At 68.8% G+C, this 13,974-nt stretch carries 17 protein-coding genes; 3 read left to right on the forward strand and 14 right to left on the reverse strand.

Annotated elements, in window-relative coordinates; genetic code table 11:
* Positions 1 to 5: 5 nt before the first annotated feature.
* Positions 6 to 842, reverse strand: a complete 837-nt coding sequence (locus AC5Y2S_RS22375) for a DUF3097 domain-containing protein (protein ID WP_499958435.1) — start codon at positions 840 to 842, stop codon at positions 6 to 8.
* Between the two features lie 212 nt (positions 843 to 1,054).
* Here AC5Y2S_RS22375 and AC5Y2S_RS22380 point away from each other — a divergent pair, with 212 nt between their 5' ends.
* Entirely contained in the window at positions 1,055 to 1,342 is a 288-nt protein-coding gene (locus tag AC5Y2S_RS22380) for a DUF3349 domain-containing protein (RefSeq protein WP_499906417.1), read from the forward strand.
* Between the two features lie 4 nt (positions 1,343 to 1,346).
* Here AC5Y2S_RS22380 and AC5Y2S_RS22385 read toward each other — a convergent pair whose 3' ends face one another.
* The 5 genes from AC5Y2S_RS22385 to AC5Y2S_RS22405 are packed head-to-tail and all read right to left on the reverse strand — an operon-like array spanning position 1,347 to position 6,416.
* Positions 1,347 to 2,417, reverse strand: a complete 1,071-nt coding sequence (locus AC5Y2S_RS22385; RefSeq protein WP_499958436.1) for an ABC transporter ATP-binding protein — start codon at positions 2,415 to 2,417, stop codon at positions 1,347 to 1,349.
* Between the two features lie 2 nt (positions 2,418 to 2,419).
* On the reverse strand, positions 2,420 to 3,262 hold the full coding sequence (locus tag AC5Y2S_RS22390; RefSeq protein WP_499906281.1) for a carbohydrate ABC transporter permease: 843 nt from the start codon (positions 3,260 to 3,262) through the stop codon (positions 2,420 to 2,422).
* Positions 3,249 to 4,175 (reverse strand): carbohydrate ABC transporter permease, encoded by a 927-nt coding sequence (locus tag AC5Y2S_RS22395; RefSeq protein ID WP_499958438.1) that lies wholly within the window; start codon positions 4,173 to 4,175, stop codon positions 3,249 to 3,251. The genes AC5Y2S_RS22390 and AC5Y2S_RS22395 overlap by 14 nt, the downstream gene beginning before the upstream one ends.
* Entirely contained in the window at positions 4,172 to 5,494 is a 1,323-nt protein-coding gene (locus AC5Y2S_RS22400; protein WP_499958439.1) for an ABC transporter substrate-binding protein, read from the reverse strand. Before AC5Y2S_RS22400 ends, AC5Y2S_RS22395 begins: the two co-directional genes overlap by 4 nt.
* Complete coding sequence (locus AC5Y2S_RS22405) at positions 5,484 to 6,416, reverse strand: sigma-70 family RNA polymerase sigma factor (RefSeq protein WP_499958440.1); 933 nt, start codon at positions 6,414 to 6,416, stop codon at positions 5,484 to 5,486. Before AC5Y2S_RS22405 ends, AC5Y2S_RS22400 begins: the two co-directional genes overlap by 11 nt.
* A 169-nt stretch (positions 6,417 to 6,585) precedes the next feature.
* Between AC5Y2S_RS22405 and AC5Y2S_RS22410 the strand changes: the two genes are divergently transcribed.
* Positions 6,586 to 6,936 (forward strand): DoxX family protein, encoded by a 351-nt coding sequence (locus tag AC5Y2S_RS22410; protein WP_499958441.1) that lies wholly within the window; start codon positions 6,586 to 6,588, stop codon positions 6,934 to 6,936.
* A gap of 6 nt (positions 6,937 to 6,942) precedes the next feature.
* On the opposite strand, the gene AC5Y2S_RS22415 is transcribed toward AC5Y2S_RS22410, so the two are convergent.
* The 3 genes from AC5Y2S_RS22415 to pncA all read right to left on the reverse strand — a co-directional run bounded on the left by AC5Y2S_RS22415 (position 6,943) and on the right by pncA (position 9,053).
* Positions 6,943 to 7,581 (reverse strand): hypothetical protein, encoded by a 639-nt coding sequence (locus AC5Y2S_RS22415; RefSeq protein WP_499958443.1) that lies wholly within the window; start codon positions 7,579 to 7,581, stop codon positions 6,943 to 6,945.
* A gap of 111 nt (positions 7,582 to 7,692) precedes the next feature.
* Entirely contained in the window at positions 7,693 to 8,493 is an 801-nt protein-coding gene (locus AC5Y2S_RS22420) for a ketosteroid isomerase family protein (protein WP_499958444.1), read from the reverse strand.
* Positions 8,493 to 9,053, reverse strand: coding sequence for a pyrazinamidase PncA (gene pncA, locus AC5Y2S_RS22425; protein ID WP_499958445.1), 561 nt, complete (start codon positions 9,051 to 9,053; stop codon positions 8,493 to 8,495). Before pncA ends, AC5Y2S_RS22420 begins: the two co-directional genes overlap by 1 nt.
* Before the next feature lie 96 nt (positions 9,054 to 9,149).
* On the opposite strand from pncA, the gene AC5Y2S_RS22430 reads away from it, so the two are divergent.
* Complete coding sequence (locus AC5Y2S_RS22430; protein ID WP_499958446.1) at positions 9,150 to 10,073, forward strand: DoxX family protein; 924 nt, start codon at positions 9,150 to 9,152, stop codon at positions 10,071 to 10,073.
* Positions 10,074 to 10,079: 6 nt separating this feature from the next.
* Here the strand turns inward: AC5Y2S_RS22430 and AC5Y2S_RS22435 are convergent, their stop codons facing one another.
* The 5 genes from AC5Y2S_RS22435 to AC5Y2S_RS22455 are packed head-to-tail and all read right to left on the reverse strand — an operon-like array spanning position 10,080 to position 13,963.
* Positions 10,080 to 10,658: an ATPase gene (locus AC5Y2S_RS22435; RefSeq protein ID WP_499958447.1), complete on the reverse strand. Its 579-nt coding sequence runs from the start codon at positions 10,656 to 10,658 to the stop codon at positions 10,080 to 10,082.
* 12 nt (positions 10,659 to 10,670) lie between these two features.
* Positions 10,671 to 11,060 carry a TA system antitoxin ParD family protein gene (locus AC5Y2S_RS22440; RefSeq protein ID WP_499958449.1) on the reverse strand — a complete coding sequence of 130 codons (390 nt, stop codon included), beginning with the start codon at positions 11,058 to 11,060 and terminating at the stop codon, positions 10,671 to 10,673.
* 48 nt (positions 11,061 to 11,108) lie between these two features.
* Positions 11,109 to 11,474, reverse strand: a complete 366-nt coding sequence (locus AC5Y2S_RS22445; protein ID WP_499958451.1) for a DUF2784 domain-containing protein — start codon at positions 11,472 to 11,474, stop codon at positions 11,109 to 11,111.
* Between the two features lie 3 nt (positions 11,475 to 11,477).
* On the reverse strand, positions 11,478 to 11,990 hold the full coding sequence (locus AC5Y2S_RS22450; protein WP_499958454.1) for a gluconokinase: 513 nt from the start codon (positions 11,988 to 11,990) through the stop codon (positions 11,478 to 11,480).
* Positions 11,966 to 13,963 carry a DUF7064 domain-containing protein gene (locus AC5Y2S_RS22455; protein WP_499958459.1) on the reverse strand — a complete coding sequence of 666 codons (1,998 nt, stop codon included), beginning with the start codon at positions 13,961 to 13,963 and terminating at the stop codon, positions 11,966 to 11,968. Before AC5Y2S_RS22455 ends, AC5Y2S_RS22450 begins: the two co-directional genes overlap by 25 nt.
* Between the last annotated feature and the right edge of the window lie 11 nt (positions 13,964 to 13,974).

Genomic DNA, 13,974 nt, shown 5'->3' on the forward strand with positions numbered 1-13,974 from the left:
CCCGGTCACTCGCTGGACAGTTGAGTCACGAAGTCGATGAGCTCCTCGACGCGGCCAATGAGCGCCGGTTCCAGGTCGTTCCAGTCGCGCACGCTCGAGCGGATGCGGCGCCACGCCCGGGCGATATCGGCCTGGTTGGCGTGCGGCAGGCCCAGCGCCTCGCAGGCACCGTGCTTCCACTCGACGTGCCGCGGGACCTCCGGCCAGGCCTCCAGGCCGAGGCGCTGCGGTTTCACGGCCTGCCAGATGTCGACGTAGGGGTGGCCGACGACCAGGGTGTCTCCCCCGCCCGGTCCGCGGCGCACCGCCTCGGCGATCCGCGTCTCCTTCGAACCCGCGACGAGGTGGTCGACGAGGACGCCCAGCCGGCGCCCCGGGCCGGGCCCGAACTCCGCCACGATGCCCACCAGATCGTCTATGCCACCGAGGTGCTCGACGACGACGCCCTCGATGCGCAGGTCGTCGCCCCATACCTGTGCGATCAGTTCGGCGTCATGGCGGCCCTCGACGTAGATCCGGCCCGCCCGGGCGACCCGGGCACGCGCGCCGGGCACCGCGACTGAGCCGGACGCCGTCCTGCCCGCGGTGGCGGGTGCCGCGCGGCGCGGCGCGGTGAGGATCACCGGGCGCCCCTCGAGCAAAAAGCCTGGGCCGAGCGGAAAGCCGCGGGTGTGACCGTGCCGGTCCTCCAGGTCGACGCGGCCGTATTCCACTCGCACCACCGCACCGACATAGCCGGTTTCGGCGTCCTCGACGACCAGGCCGAGATCGGCCGGGTGCTCGGTCGAACGGGGCTTGCGCCGGCCCGCGGCGAGGACATCAGTTCCATAGCGATCAACCACCCGGCAATCCTAGGAAGCGTTGCGGCCAAACAGGGTTGCGGCGCGCCACCGTGTCGAAATTGGTAAACCACTAAGGGTTCGGCCGCAAGTCTGAAAAATCCATAAATTAGTCGTAAGTAACTGCGTGGTCTTACCGGGCTGATGGCGTTGCCGCTGCTAGGTTGCTAAGTGCCGCTAATGCACAGCGTGTGGCGGTGAGCGAGGTGGACGTTATGGACCTGTCCCATTGGGTTTCGAGCATCGTCGCTTTTTTGCGCGCCGGGTACCCCACCGGCATGCCGGCGACCGGTTTCGCGCCGCTGGCGGCTTTGTCGCACCGGCGCGTATCGAACGACGAGATCAACACCATCACAAGAGAACTCATCATGCGCAGATGTGCGCCGATCAGCAGCGCCGATGTCGGGGTGGCGATCACCCACGTCACCAACGCGATGCCCTCCGACGATGACATCGCGCGCGTGCAACGTCGGCTGCACGCGATCGGGTGCGCGAGCGCATAGCTGCTCAACAAATTCTGCGGCCATCGGTGCCGAAGAAGTGCAAGTGCCCGGGTTCGGGATGCAGGCGCACCCGGCTGCCCTTCTCCGGCGGTTGACGCCCGTCGGCGCGCGCGACGACGGGTTGGCTGATCACCTTGCCCGACCCCGTGATTCGGCCGTAGAGATAGGCATCGGCCCCCAGCTCCTCGACCACGTCGACTTCCATCTCGACGCCGAGGCCGCCCAGTTCGAAGTGTTCGGGGCGAACACCCACGACGACCTCGCTTGCGGTACCGTCGATCTCACGCGGCACCCGGATCGGCCAGTCCCCCAGCGACACCGAAGAGTCCGCGATGGGCAGGGTGAACAGGTTCATCGCCGGGGACCCGATGAACCCCGCGACGAATACGTTTTGAGGGTTGCGGTAGAGCTCGCGCGGCGTCGCAAACTGTTGCAGCACCCCGTCGCAGAGCACGGCGACCCGGTCCCCCATCGTCATCGCCTCGACCTGGTCATGGGTGACGTACACGGTGGTGGTGCCGAGCCGTCGCTGCAGCGCGGCGATCTGGTTGCGGGTCTGCACGCGCAACTTGGCGTCGAGATTGCTCAAAGGCTCGTCCATCAGGAACACCTGCGGGCGCCGCACGATCGCTCGCCCCATGGCCACCCGCTGGCGCTGCCCGCCGGACAGGTCTTTGGGCTTGCGATCCAGATAGGGCTGCAAGTCAAGCAGTTTCGCCGCGGCCAGAACCTGCTCGCGAATCTCGGCTTTCGGGGTCTTGGCGATCTTCAACGCGAAGCCCATGTTCTGCGCCACGGTCATGTGCGGGTAGAGCGCGTAATTCTGAAACACCATGGCCACATCGCGATCCTTGGGGTCGACATCGGTGACGTCGCGGTCCCCGATCCGGATGCGCCCGGCGTCCAGCGTCTCCAGTCCGGCCACCATCCGCAGCGAGGTCGTCTTGCCACAGCCGGACGGTCCGACCAGGACGACGAATTCGCCGTCCCCGACGTCGAGATCGAGGCTGTCCAGCGCGGGCCGATCCGCACCCGGATAGCGCCGCGTCGCCCGCTCGAAACTGACCGATGCCATGGCTATCCGTTCATTCCGGTGACGGCGATGCCGCGGACGAAGGAGCGCTGGGCGAAGGCGTAGATGACGACCAAAGGCACCATGATCAGCATGGAGGTGGCCATGATCACCGGCCAGCGGGCGACGTATTCGCCGCGCAGCCTGACCAGGCCGAGCGTCAGCGTCGCCAGGCTGTTGCGCTGAATCATCAACAGCGGCCACAAGAAGTCGTTCCAGACGTTGACCCAGGTGAGCACCGCGAGCACCAGCACCGCCGGCCGGGCGTGCGGCAACAGGATGCGCCAGTAGATCTGCCACGGGGAGCAACCGTCCAGGATCGCCGCCTCCTCGAGCTCGGTCGGCAGCGTGCGGAAGAACTGCCGCATGAGATAGGTGCCGAAGGCGCTGCCGAACAGGCCCGGCACGATCATCGCCCACGGGGTGTCCACCCAGCCCAGGGTCCGCATCAGGATGAACTGCGGGATCACCGTCACCGTCAGCGGCACCATCAGCGTGCCCAGGTACAACACGAACAACGTCTCCCGGCCCCGAAACTGCAGTCGCGCGAACGCATATCCCGCCAGCGAGCAGAAGAAGACCTGCCCGGCCGTGACGCACCCGGCGTACAGCACGGTGTTGAAAAACATGCGCCAGAACGGCATCAGCGAGAACACCTCGGTGTAGTTGGACCACCGCGGATGCGCCGGCAAGAGCCGCGGCTCGGTCACCTCGCCCTCCCTTTTCAGCGAGCCGGACACCGCCCAGGCGATCGGGAACAGCCAGCACCACGCGATCGCGATCAGCGCGGTGTACACCAGCACGGCGCGAAAGACGTTGCGCTTGAACACCCGCTCAGCCAAGACCACCGGAAGCCCCCAAAGAACGCTGCCGCGTGAGGCGCAACTGCACCACGGTCAGCACCAGCAAGATCGCGAACATCACCCAGGCCAGCGCCGACGCGTAGCCGAATTCCAGGAAGGAGAACGCATGCTGGAACAGCATGATGCCCAGCACATAGGTCGCGCTTTCGGGCCCGCCGTTCGCGCCGTTGAGGACGTAGACCATGTCGAACGCCTGGAACGCGTGGATGATCGAGATCACCACCACGAACGACATCGCCCCGCGGATCAGCGGCACCGTGATGAACGCGAATTGCCGTATCTCGCCCGCGCCGTCGATCCTGGCCGCCTCGTAGAGGCTTTCGGGAACCCCCTGCATCGCCGCGAGCAGGATGACGGTGGCGAACGGCACGCTGCGCCAGACGCTGACGATGCACAACGAAACCATGGCCCACTTGGGGTCGACCAGCCACGGGACCGGCCCGATCCCGACCCAGCCGAGCATGATGTTGAGCAGCCCGTTGTCGGTGTTGAAGACGAACTGCCACACGACCGCCATCACCACCGACGAGATGGCCAGAGGCAGGAAGACGATCGTGCGAAAAACGCCGATGCCCTTGACTTTCCGATTCAGCACACCGGCCACCACGAGGCTGATCAGGATGGTCGGCACAACGGTGCCAAGGGTGAAGATCACGGTGTTGCGGATCGCGATCAGAAACAGCGGGTCAGAGGTGAACAGCTCTTCAAAATTCTTCAGGCCCACGAACTTCGGTGGCCTGAAGACGTCCCACCGCTGGAAGCTCATGTAGAGCGAGAATCCGAGCGGAAACAGCATGAACACCGCGACCGCGGCCAAATTGGGTGCGACGAACAGGCGACCGGCGCGGGCGCGTCGCCGGGACGGACCGGACACCGTGGGCGTGTCAACCGATGTCATGGCGTGCGCAGCACCTCGTCGAGCGCGGGCGACAGCGCGGTCAGCGACGTCGCCGGGCGGGATCCGCGCAGCACGGGTCCGAAGCTACGGTCCATCAGTGCGACGATCTTTTCCCACGCCGGGGTGACCGGCATCCCGTCCGACGACGCCGGCCCTTGGGTGAGCACGTCGAGGTTGCGGATCCTGTGGTGTGATTCGGCGAATCCGGTTGAGTTGAGCGCGGAGCGCAGCACCGGCACGAACAGGGTGGATTCACCGGTCAGCGCCTGGCCGACGGGGCCGGTCGCGAACTTCACAAATTCCCACGCCTGCTCCTTGCGTTGACTGCTCGCGGAGATGGCCAGCCCGGTGGAACCGATGTTGGAGCGGGCGGCCTGTCCCGTTCGGCGGGGTCCCACTGGCAACGGCGCGACATCGAAATCCAGGCCGTCGGCTCGAATGAACGTCTGGTATCGCCAGTGGCCACCGAGCGCCATCGCCGCCTTGCCCGCCGCGAACAGATCGGGCGTGGACATCGACTGCACCTCGGATGCGTTGGGCGCCACCCTGTGGTTGTTGGCCAGGTCGGCGTAGAACTGCACCGCCTCGATGAAGGCGTCGTCGCCGAAGTTGAAGTGGACGGGGTTCTTCAGCGGGGTGGACCACGGCACCCCGTTGTTCATGGCGAAAAGCCCGGCCGAGTAGTACGAAACAAACATGTTGACGAAGCCCCATTGGGTGGTGCGCCCCGATCCGTTTCTCTTGGTCAGGGCGCGGGCGTTGTCGAGGAATTCCGCGAAAGTCCACGGCCGCTCCCACGTTCCGGGCGGCGGCGCGACGCCGGCCTCGGCGAAAAGCCGTCTGTTGTAAAACAGGAAGTTTCCGGACCATTGCTCCGGGAGTGCGTACTGGCCCCCGTTGAACGCGAAGGTGTCGTACAGCGACTCGATGCCGTCTGACTTCAGTTCCGCCGCGAAGGCCTGGTCGCGACCCAGCATGGTGTTGAGGTCCAGCAAGACCCCGCGGTCGGCCAGCTCGGCGTAGGTCAATTCCCACGCCATGAGCACATCCGGGCATTTGCCGCCGGCGCAGAACGTCGACAACTGCTGCATCACGCCCGGCGCGGATAACACCGCCCGGACCTTGATGTCGGGATGGCGGCGCTGGAATTCGTCGACGATGCGCATCCTGCGATCCCGCTCCTCGGGATTGGCGGCGAAGAAGAAGGTCAGCGCGTCGTCGTCGTGAGCGCAGCCGGCGGTCCAGGGCGCCAGCGACGCCGCGGTGAGCGCGCCAGCGCCGCGCAGCAGGCCTCGTCGCCCGAACGGCTTATCGAGCATGGTGCTCCCGATCTTGCCCGGTAACCGGGAGCGTGAGAACGGCCCGGCGCAGCCGGTCGGGATCGCCGGTGATGTCGATGGTGTGGATGCGGTCGTCGGGGCCGATGGCGATCCGCAGCATGGCCTGCGCGCGCCCGCGCAGCGCGAGCACGACGCCGGGGATGCCGTCGATGAGCAGGACCACACCGGCCCGTGCGCGCCGGGTGAAGCGGCGGGTCTCCTCGGCCACTTCCCGCGCCCCGCGCACCTCGGTCGGCACGTCGGCGGGGACCAGCGCCGGGTCGACCCGGCGCACCACGTCGGGAGCCAGCAGCTCGAGCAGGGTGGCGATATCGCCGCCGCGGGAGGCCGCCAAAAACGCCTCGACGACCTCGAGGTGCCTGGCCGCGCGGGCCGGTTCGACCGCCGGACGGGCGTGCAGGCGCCCGCGGGCCCGGCTTGCGAGTTTCTTCGCCGCGGCCGGCGACCGGTCCAGCAGGGCGGCGACCTTCTCGAACGGCATGGCGAACACGTCGTGCAGCACGAACGCCACCCGCTCCGCGGGTGAGAGCCGGTCGAGCACGACGAGCAGCGCGCTGCCGACCGAGTCCGCGAGCAGCGCGCCCTCGTCAGCCGGCGCCGACGCGGTCCCCACGAGGCGGTCCAGCTCGGTGGGATCGCCGAGCGGTTGCTCGGCGCGCCGCCCCCGCGCCCGGAGCTGGTCGACGGCGGCGTGGGCGGTGATGGTGGTGAACCAGCCGGTGAGGTTGTCGATGTCCGCGAGGGCTTCGAATCCGCTGCGGCTGGCCTTCAGCCACGCCGACTGGACCGCGTCGTCGGCGTCGGCCACCGACCCGAGCAGCTGATACGCGACCGACCTCAGGTGTCGTCGGTCCGCGTCGAACCGTTGCGCGATATCCGCCAGATCCTTCGGTGCGCTCATGGGTCACCTTTTCCGCACGGGAGTCGTCAAGAAGGTGAACGCATCCATCGAACTCTCTGTCGCAAAAGGAGACCAGCACCATGACCCTACCGATTGTGCGCCGCACCGCGCGCTGCGGCCATCCGGCTCGCCGCTGCGGAAACACCTGTCGGACAAGGGATTGACGAAAATGCATGCCGCCTACATCGCCGTCACGCTGACAACCGCCGTCGTCACCGCCGCCGTAGCCGTGGCCGACCTGATCCCCGCTGGATTCGTCCTGGCGAACTCGGCCGAGGTGGGGGTACCGCGCTCGTGGTTGGCGCCACTGGCGGCGGTGAAGCTGGCCGGGGCCGCCGGACTGGTTGTCGGGCTGGTGGGCTTGCGCGCGTTGGGAATTGCGGCCGCCGCCGGCCTGGTGATGTTCTTCGTCGGCGCGGTGGTCATTCACCTGCGGGCACGCGTCTTTTACAACATCGCGTTTCCCGGCGCCTACCTGTGCCTGTCGGCGGCCACACTGGCGTTGACGGTCGCGCGCTGAACCCTGCTAGGCGGGCAACCGGTCCTTGACGAGCTGGTCCTGTTTGCGGGCCATGTCCAGCACGACCTCGCGCGGGGCGGGATCGTTCGGCGCGCTGTCGAATTCCAGGTCGACGCCCACCCTTCCCTCGGCGAACGTCACATACGTCACCGATTTGGAGTTGTCGGGCGACGTCCCCACCGCGATCAGGCCGTTAGTCCCGACCTCGAACGGCTGGGGGGTGCCGGTGACGTATTTGCCGTACGACGACGCGCGCTCTTTGGCCTGCTGTGCGGCGGTCTCCGGGTCGGTGAAGACCACGACGAGGTCGTCGATGCTCCGCGTCCGATCAGGGTTGGCGTACGTCACGCCGGCTCCGGCGATGCCGCCGGGGTTCTGCACGGGCGGCGCCGTGGTCGCGGTGTCGGGCCCGATGTCGCTCGCCTGCAACAGCAGGTAGGTGTAGTCGCCCAGCGGTGCAACGCCGGACGGCGGCGCACTGGACGTGGTGGTCGATGTCGCCGAACTCGACGGCGTCGTGGTGGACGACGCCGGCTTGGATGAGCTCGACGAGGAAGACGACGTCGTGGTCACGGTGCAGGCCGTTCCCACCGTCAGGACGGCGGTGAACGCCACGCCCACTCCGAAGATCCGCAGCACACCCATCGCCCGCCTCCATTCAGTGACAGCTATTTCTACGGCAGTATCACTTGCCTGACAAGACATAGAAACATCCGGCACTGGCTAACTTGTCCCCGCCGGGAACAATTGGTGCCCTCAGGCGGGGAAGTACCGGATCCGGTCGATCGCGTTTCCCGGCCAGGCCACGTCGACCAGCACGATGCCGCGCCCGTGAACCGAGCTGACCGAAACCGCGACGGTGGTCCCCGCGCCGATCACCTTGGCCCAGCCGGCGCCGTCGAGCTGTTCGACGAGTTCGGCGACATCGAGCCGGTCGTTGTCGCCCAAAGTTATTGCGGCCGTTGGCGATAGTGAGCGCAGGGCGGCGGATGTCTCTTTCCGGGCGACAGCGCCGAGGAAGGCCTCCGCGACACGCTTGCGCCGCGCACCGACGCGCCGAAATCCGGCCAGGAAGCCGGTGGTCCCCCGGAATCCCTGATTGGCCAGCAAGTCGCGCGACAGTTGCACGGCCGGCGACGCCGCCCGCGTCCCGGCCCGCAGGAACTGCAGCATCATGGCGGGCAGCTCCCAATAGGCCCGCAAATGGGCGATCTTCCAGCGGCCGTTGTCTTCTCGGAGGTCGTAACGCAGGACGGCGGGTATGTACATCGTCACGCTCGAGCCCATCGACACCTCGAGCTCGAGGTCGCGCAGCACGGCGGTGCCGACGACGATGTCGACGTCGCGGTGGAACTTGATGTCGCGGGGCCCGATGAAGGTGTCGTAGAAGCGGCCGATCTGCGAATGCCCGACGTGCGGGCGCGATCCCACCGGGTCTTCGATCCGTCCGTCGCCGGTGAACAGCCCCACCCATCCGGCGCGGTCGTGCGCCGCGGCGGCCTGCGGCGAGCGCTCCACTGCGGCGAGCAGGCGGTCGCGATCCAGGGGCACCACCATCACGGGCCGCCGACCAGCTCGATGCCGAGGCTTCGCATCTCGGCCAACGCTTCGGCGGCCGAATCCGCCGCCACGGCCGCGGTCAGGTCCACCAGCACCCGGGTGGTCAGGCCTGCCCTCGCCGCGTCCTCGGCGGTCCGCCGCACGCAGTGGTCGGTGGCGATGCCGACCACGTCGACCTCGTCGACGCCGCGCCGGCGCAGCCACTCGAGCAGCGGGGTCCCGTCGGCGTCGGCGCCCTCGAAGCCGCTGTACGCCGCGGCGTAGTCGCCCTTGCGGAACACCGCCTCGATGCGGCCGGTGTCGAGGCCGGGGTGAAAATCCGCGCCGCGGCTGTCCGCGACGCAGTGCGGGGGCCAGGTCGACCGGTAGTCGGGGTGCTCGGAGAAGTGCACGCCTGGGTCGACGTGGAAGTCTGCGGTCGCGACGACGTGGTCGTAACCGGGGTTGCCGGCGAGATAATCGGAGATGGCGGAAGCCAGCGCCGCACCGCCATTCACCGCCAGCGAGCCGCCCTCGCAGAAGTCGTTTTGCACGTCGACGACGATCAACGCCCGCACGCGCTCCACCATATCGCCGGGCCCGTGGCCGGCGCGGCGAGCAGGGGCGATGGCCCCGGCGGTTTGCGTGCCGGGCGGCCGGGTAACCCAGCTGCCATGTTGATCCGCAGAATCGCGAGGCCCCTGCTGTCGGCGGTGTTCATCGGACAGGGAATCGACTCGCTGCTCAATCCCAAGCCGGCGGCCGAAGCCGCGGCGCCGGCGGTCGACGGTCTTCGCGCCCTGCCGGATCCGGTGGGGAGCAGCATTCCCAGCGACCCCCAGACGTTCGCTCAGATCAATGCGGCCGTCCAGATCGGCGGCGGCTTGCTGCTCGCCATCGGCAAGGCGCCGCGCGTCGCCTCGGCGGCGCTCGCCTTCACGGTGCTACCGGCCAACCTCGGCGCGCACATGTTCTGGAGCGAGAGCGACCCGCAGCTGAAAGCCCAGAAGCGCAAGGACTTTCTGACCGACCTCAGCCTGGTGGGCGGACTGATGATCGCGTCCGCCGACACGGCCGGCAAGCCGTCGTTGGGCTGGCGGGGACGCCGGGCCGCGGAACGGCTCTCCGAGCGGGTGTCGTCGGCGCTGCCCGGATCTGACGACGGCGAACTGACCGAGCTCGGGGAGAAGATCGTGCACGGCCTGCAGGTCGGCGCCGAACGCGGGCGGGAACTGGCCAGCACCGCCGCCGAAAGGGGCGCCCCCTACGCCGAGGCCGCCCTCGAACGCGGCCGCGAACTCGCCAGCACCGCCGCCGAAAGGGGCGCCCCCTACGCCGAGGCCGCCCTCGAACGCGGCCGCGAACTCGCCAGCACCGCCGCGGAAAAGGGCGCCCCACTGGCCAAGAAGGCGCGCAAACGCGGCGAGGAACTCGCCGACACGGCGCGAGACCGCGGCGTGGAGCTCGCCGAGATCGCGCGCCTGCGCGGCATCGAGTTGGCCAACACGGCGGCCGCGCGGGGCAGCGAACTGGCCGACACCGCCCGCGACCGGGTGGGCGACGGCGTTCCAACCCGTCGGCGCCGGCGCCCCTGGTAATCGCGTTCAGCTCGGCCAGCGCGCCGGCAGTTCCTCTGGCGCCCATTCCGGCCAGACGGGCGATCCGACCAGCTCACCGCCGCTCAGTTGGGCAACGATGCGCGGCCCGCGGAGGCGACTGTTGTCGTAGACGGTCGCGATGTCGGATAGGGCGACGGCGTCTGCGGCGAGCGCACCCAAGCGGCGGTGCCGCTGACGGATTTTGTCCTCGGGCACGTGGTGGCCGCCGGCCAGCACACGGTGCCTAACCCGCTCGACGGCAAGGTCTTCCGGGACAAGCAGCGCGTGCAGGACGACGGTGAAGCCCTCGCAGCGCGCGCGGCGGATCAGGTCCAGCTTCGAGGGATGCGAAAAGACCGTCTCCGCAATGAAAGACCGGCCCAGCTCGATCAACTTGGCGCGCGTGTCGGCGGCGATTTCCGCGGCCGCATACGCGTGCGACGCCGGGTCCTCGGGCCAGCGCTGCCGAGCGATCTCGTCGGCGTTGACGACGAAGCTTCTGGGCAACAGCGGCGAGAGGGTGAACGCGATAAACGTCGACTTGCCGGCGCCGTTCGGCCCGACGACCAGGTCCAGTCGATTCATCGTCCCGCGCGGTCAGCGCTTGCCCGAAAGCACCACCTCGGTGCCGTCGGGTCGGTGCTCGACGATGTCGCCGGCGTCGTTGAGGGCCACCGTGGTGATCCCCTGGCCGGCCAGCGCCGCCCCGTAGTTGGTGCGCGCCAGGCTTTCCTCGATGGCGGCCGAGATCTCGGCGTTGAACACGACGCCCTCCTCAACGGTGAGTTCGCCGGTCGCCAGGTGGCCAGCCAACGCCGCTTCCACCCGCCGCCGCGAGCTGGTGTGCTGGCTGGATACCGCGCGCCCGACCCGCGCCCAGTGGTCGAGTTGCTGCTTGGCCGACCGGCTCTGGCGGGCGCCCTCGGACGCCGCGCTGTCCATCAGATCGGCGGCAACGCGCGTGACGCGATCGAGGGCCTCTGCCATGACCTTCCTCCGCTCCTGCAGCACTCCGTTACAGACTGTAGCATAATGCTACACGTCGCGGCGCGCCGCGGCCCGGCGGCGAACGTAGAGCGCCCACGACAGCACGACCAGCGCGAACGCGGTGAGCTGCACACCCGTCAGCCAGCCGGCGGGATAGAGCGTGCCGGTGACGTAGTGGGCGATGAATCCGTCGGGCGGCAGCGGCGGCATGCCGGCCAGGTGGCGGGCCCAGCGTTCCACCCACGTCAACGGGCAGTCCGTCCGTTTCGTGGCGATGGCCGCGCCCCAGATCACCGCCGGCACGTGCAGCCAGATGGTGCGCCGCCAGCGCAGGGCTAGGAAACCGCCGATGACGACGTAGCCGATGAAGGCGAAGTGCAGCGCCACGACGAGCCCGACCGCGACCGCGTACACGGGTCAGCCACCGGCCACGAAGGCGTCGACGATCGCGTCGACTCGTTGGCCGGCGTCCACGGTCACGCCCGCCTCGTCGGCCCCGAGGGGCTCCAACGCGTCGAACTGGGATCGCAGCAACGCGGCCGGCATGAAATGGCCCGACCGCCCGGCCAGCCGGCCGCCGATCAGTTCCGGTGAACCGGCCAGATGCAGGAACTCGACCTCGGGGCAGTGGGCGCGCAACTGATCGCGATATCTGCGTTTGAGCGCCGAACAACTCGCCACGGCCCCGTCGCGGTGGCTGGCCAACCACTCGCCGACCCGGTCGAGCCAGGGGTGGCGATCGTCGTCGTCGAGCGGTTCGCCGGCGGTCATCTTGGCGATGTTCGCCGGCGGGTGCAGGGTGTCGGCGTCCACGAACGGCACCGCCAACCGTCGCGCCAGCGCCATGCCCACCGTCGACTTGCCCGATCCCGAGACGCCCATCACCACGACGGGTGGCCCGGCCGCTATTCGGCGAGGTTGCGGTTCCATTCCACCCAACCGACACCGCTGCGGCCGTCCGCGGTTTTGACGCTGACCCACGCGCGCGGGAATTGGCTCACGCGCCCGTCCTTGGCGACCATGCGGACCGGGGCGTGGCCGCGCACCGCGATGTCCGCGGTGATGTCACCGGGGTTGAGGTCCACGGTCGCCTTCAGCGGTAACCCGTTGTCGCCGAACGATTCCCGCGACGCGACGGTGTCCAGTTCGGTGACACCGCCAGCGGCGTCCTGAACGTAGCCGATGCTGAAGGTCGGCGCGCCCGGGATGCGGATGTTCACGCCGTGCAGGTGGGTGCCGTCGTCGAGGTGCAGCGCGCTCCAGATCCAGTCCATGCTCCACCAGTCGCGCACCCCCCACGAGTGGTCGCGCTGCCCGGGAACCGAATCGACACGGTAGGTGGTGTCGCCGATCGTGACGGTTCCGGAGACGGTGCAAGGGATTTCGTAGCGCGTCGTCACCCGGTACTTGTACGGGGCGCCGTCGGTGGCCCACACCAAGTTCATCGCCATCTCGACGGGAGCGCCCGGCTCGCCACGCAACAAGGCCGACGGGTCGGGGTAGGCGCGGGCCTGCGCGCGCACGTCGACCCGATAGGCCTGCAGCGGGGCGCCGGCGGCGTGGCCCAGCTCGAAGGCGTCGGTGCGCAACAGCCACGGGTCCGCCGGCAGCGGGATCTCGGCGTCGACGGCGACGGTCGCCATGTCGGGGCCGCACAGCAGAACGTGCACCAGAGCGTGCTGCTGGTTGGCGATCAGGCCGAGGCGAAACCAGCCGCCCAATCCCTGTGCCGGATCGGCGAAGTCGGCGTACCAGCTCTCGCTCCACAACGGCTCATCCGTCGGAACGTGGGCGAGTTCGTCGTCGTCCGACGGCCGCAGCGGCTCCGGCTTTGTCGCGGCGGGCAGCGTGGCCAGCGCGTCGGTGTCGAGCACGTGTTCGCAGTTGCGTTGCAGCATCGTCATGAACATCCGGTCGCCGCGGTCGGTGCGCTCCACCAGCATCGAGGAGATGATCGCCATCATCACGCCGAAAAAGCTTTGGCGCCGGACACCTTCGCCGACCTCGGCCAGGCTGACCGGGGCCTCCGGGCCCAGCGCGTCGTGGTAGGCGCGCAGGAATTCGTCGTAATGGTCCCGCCGGTCCTGCCCGCGCAGCGCGCAGCCGAGGAAGTACGCCAGGTCCGTGAACGCCGGACCCCAGGAAACCGTCTGCCAATCGACCACGGTCAGCGCGCGGTCGGCCCCTTCGGTGCCGAACAGCATGTTGTCCAGCCGGTAGTCGCCGTGCACCAGCCCGCGGATCCGGCCCGGCTCCGACTCGGCCGCGATGTAACCGTCGAACGCGGCGACCAGGCGCTCGCACACGACGCGGTGCTCGGGCGCGATCTGGTCGCCATACCGGTCGACGAAGCCGGCGTACAGCGACGCGATCATCGCCTGGTTGAGCGGCGTTTCGCGGTTGAGCCACGGCGCGTCGGCCAGCGACGGGTCCCCCAGCAGCGGGCCGTGCAGCCGCCCCAATTCGACGACGCCGATGCGGGCCTGTTCCGGTGTGGCACCGGCGATTTCGTCGCCCACGACGGCTGGCCCGGCGTCGCCGAGCAGCAGATCGAACACGCCCGTGGCGGTGTCGACGGCCGCGTGGTAGCACGGCGCGATCGGGCCGCCCAGGCGCGGCGCGATGTCGCCGTAGAAGCGGACTTCGCGCTCGTAGAGGCCCAGGGCCGAGCCCGTCTGCCGGCTCACCGGATCGGAGGCCGCGACCTTGAGCACCACCGACTCCGGCCCCCCGGCTTCCGAATCGACATAGGTGAGCCGGACGCGGTAGCACTCGCTCATCTGTCCGGTGCCGATGCGCTCCACGGCGAAGTCGGCAATGGGTCCGGAGCCGATCGCGGCGGCCAGCCAGGAGGCGGTGAGGTTATCGGGTCGGTCGATGACTTGCTCGGTGTCGGCGTGCATGAGGGTCTAGC

The organism is Mycobacterium sp. NGS69, from assembly GCF_059812165.1.

Coding starts and splice junctions, on each gene's coding strand:
- AC5Y2S_RS22380 (WP_499906417.1), top strand. CDS start 1,055: ATGGACCTGTCCCATTGGGTTTCGAGCATCGTCGCTTTTTTGCGCGCC.
- AC5Y2S_RS22385 (WP_499958436.1), bottom strand. CDS start 2,417: ATGGCATCGGTCAGTTTCGAGCGGGCGACGCGGCGCTATCCGGGTGCG.
- AC5Y2S_RS22395 (WP_499958438.1), bottom strand. CDS start 4,175: ATGACATCGGTTGACACGCCCACGGTGTCCGGTCCGTCCCGGCGACGC.
- AC5Y2S_RS22400 (WP_499958439.1), bottom strand. CDS start 5,494: ATGCTCGATAAGCCGTTCGGGCGACGAGGCCTGCTGCGCGGCGCTGGC.
- AC5Y2S_RS22405 (WP_499958440.1), bottom strand. CDS start 6,416: ATGAGCGCACCGAAGGATCTGGCGGATATCGCGCAACGGTTCGACGCG.
- AC5Y2S_RS22410 (WP_499958441.1), top strand. CDS start 6,586: ATGCATGCCGCCTACATCGCCGTCACGCTGACAACCGCCGTCGTCACC.
- AC5Y2S_RS22415 (WP_499958443.1), bottom strand. CDS start 7,581: ATGGGTGTGCTGCGGATCTTCGGAGTGGGCGTGGCGTTCACCGCCGTC.
- AC5Y2S_RS22420 (WP_499958444.1), bottom strand. CDS start 8,493: ATGGTGGTGCCCCTGGATCGCGACCGCCTGCTCGCCGCAGTGGAGCGC.
- AC5Y2S_RS22430 (WP_499958446.1), top strand. CDS start 9,150: ATGTTGATCCGCAGAATCGCGAGGCCCCTGCTGTCGGCGGTGTTCATC.
- AC5Y2S_RS22435 (WP_499958447.1), bottom strand. CDS start 10,658: ATGAATCGACTGGACCTGGTCGTCGGGCCGAACGGCGCCGGCAAGTCG.
- AC5Y2S_RS22440 (WP_499958449.1), bottom strand. CDS start 11,060: ATGGCAGAGGCCCTCGATCGCGTCACGCGCGTTGCCGCCGATCTGATG.
- AC5Y2S_RS22450 (WP_499958454.1), bottom strand. CDS start 11,990: ATGGAACCGCAACCTCGCCGAATAGCGGCCGGGCCACCCGTCGTGGTG.
- AC5Y2S_RS22455 (WP_499958459.1), bottom strand. CDS start 13,963: ATGCACGCCGACACCGAGCAAGTCATCGACCGACCCGATAACCTCACC.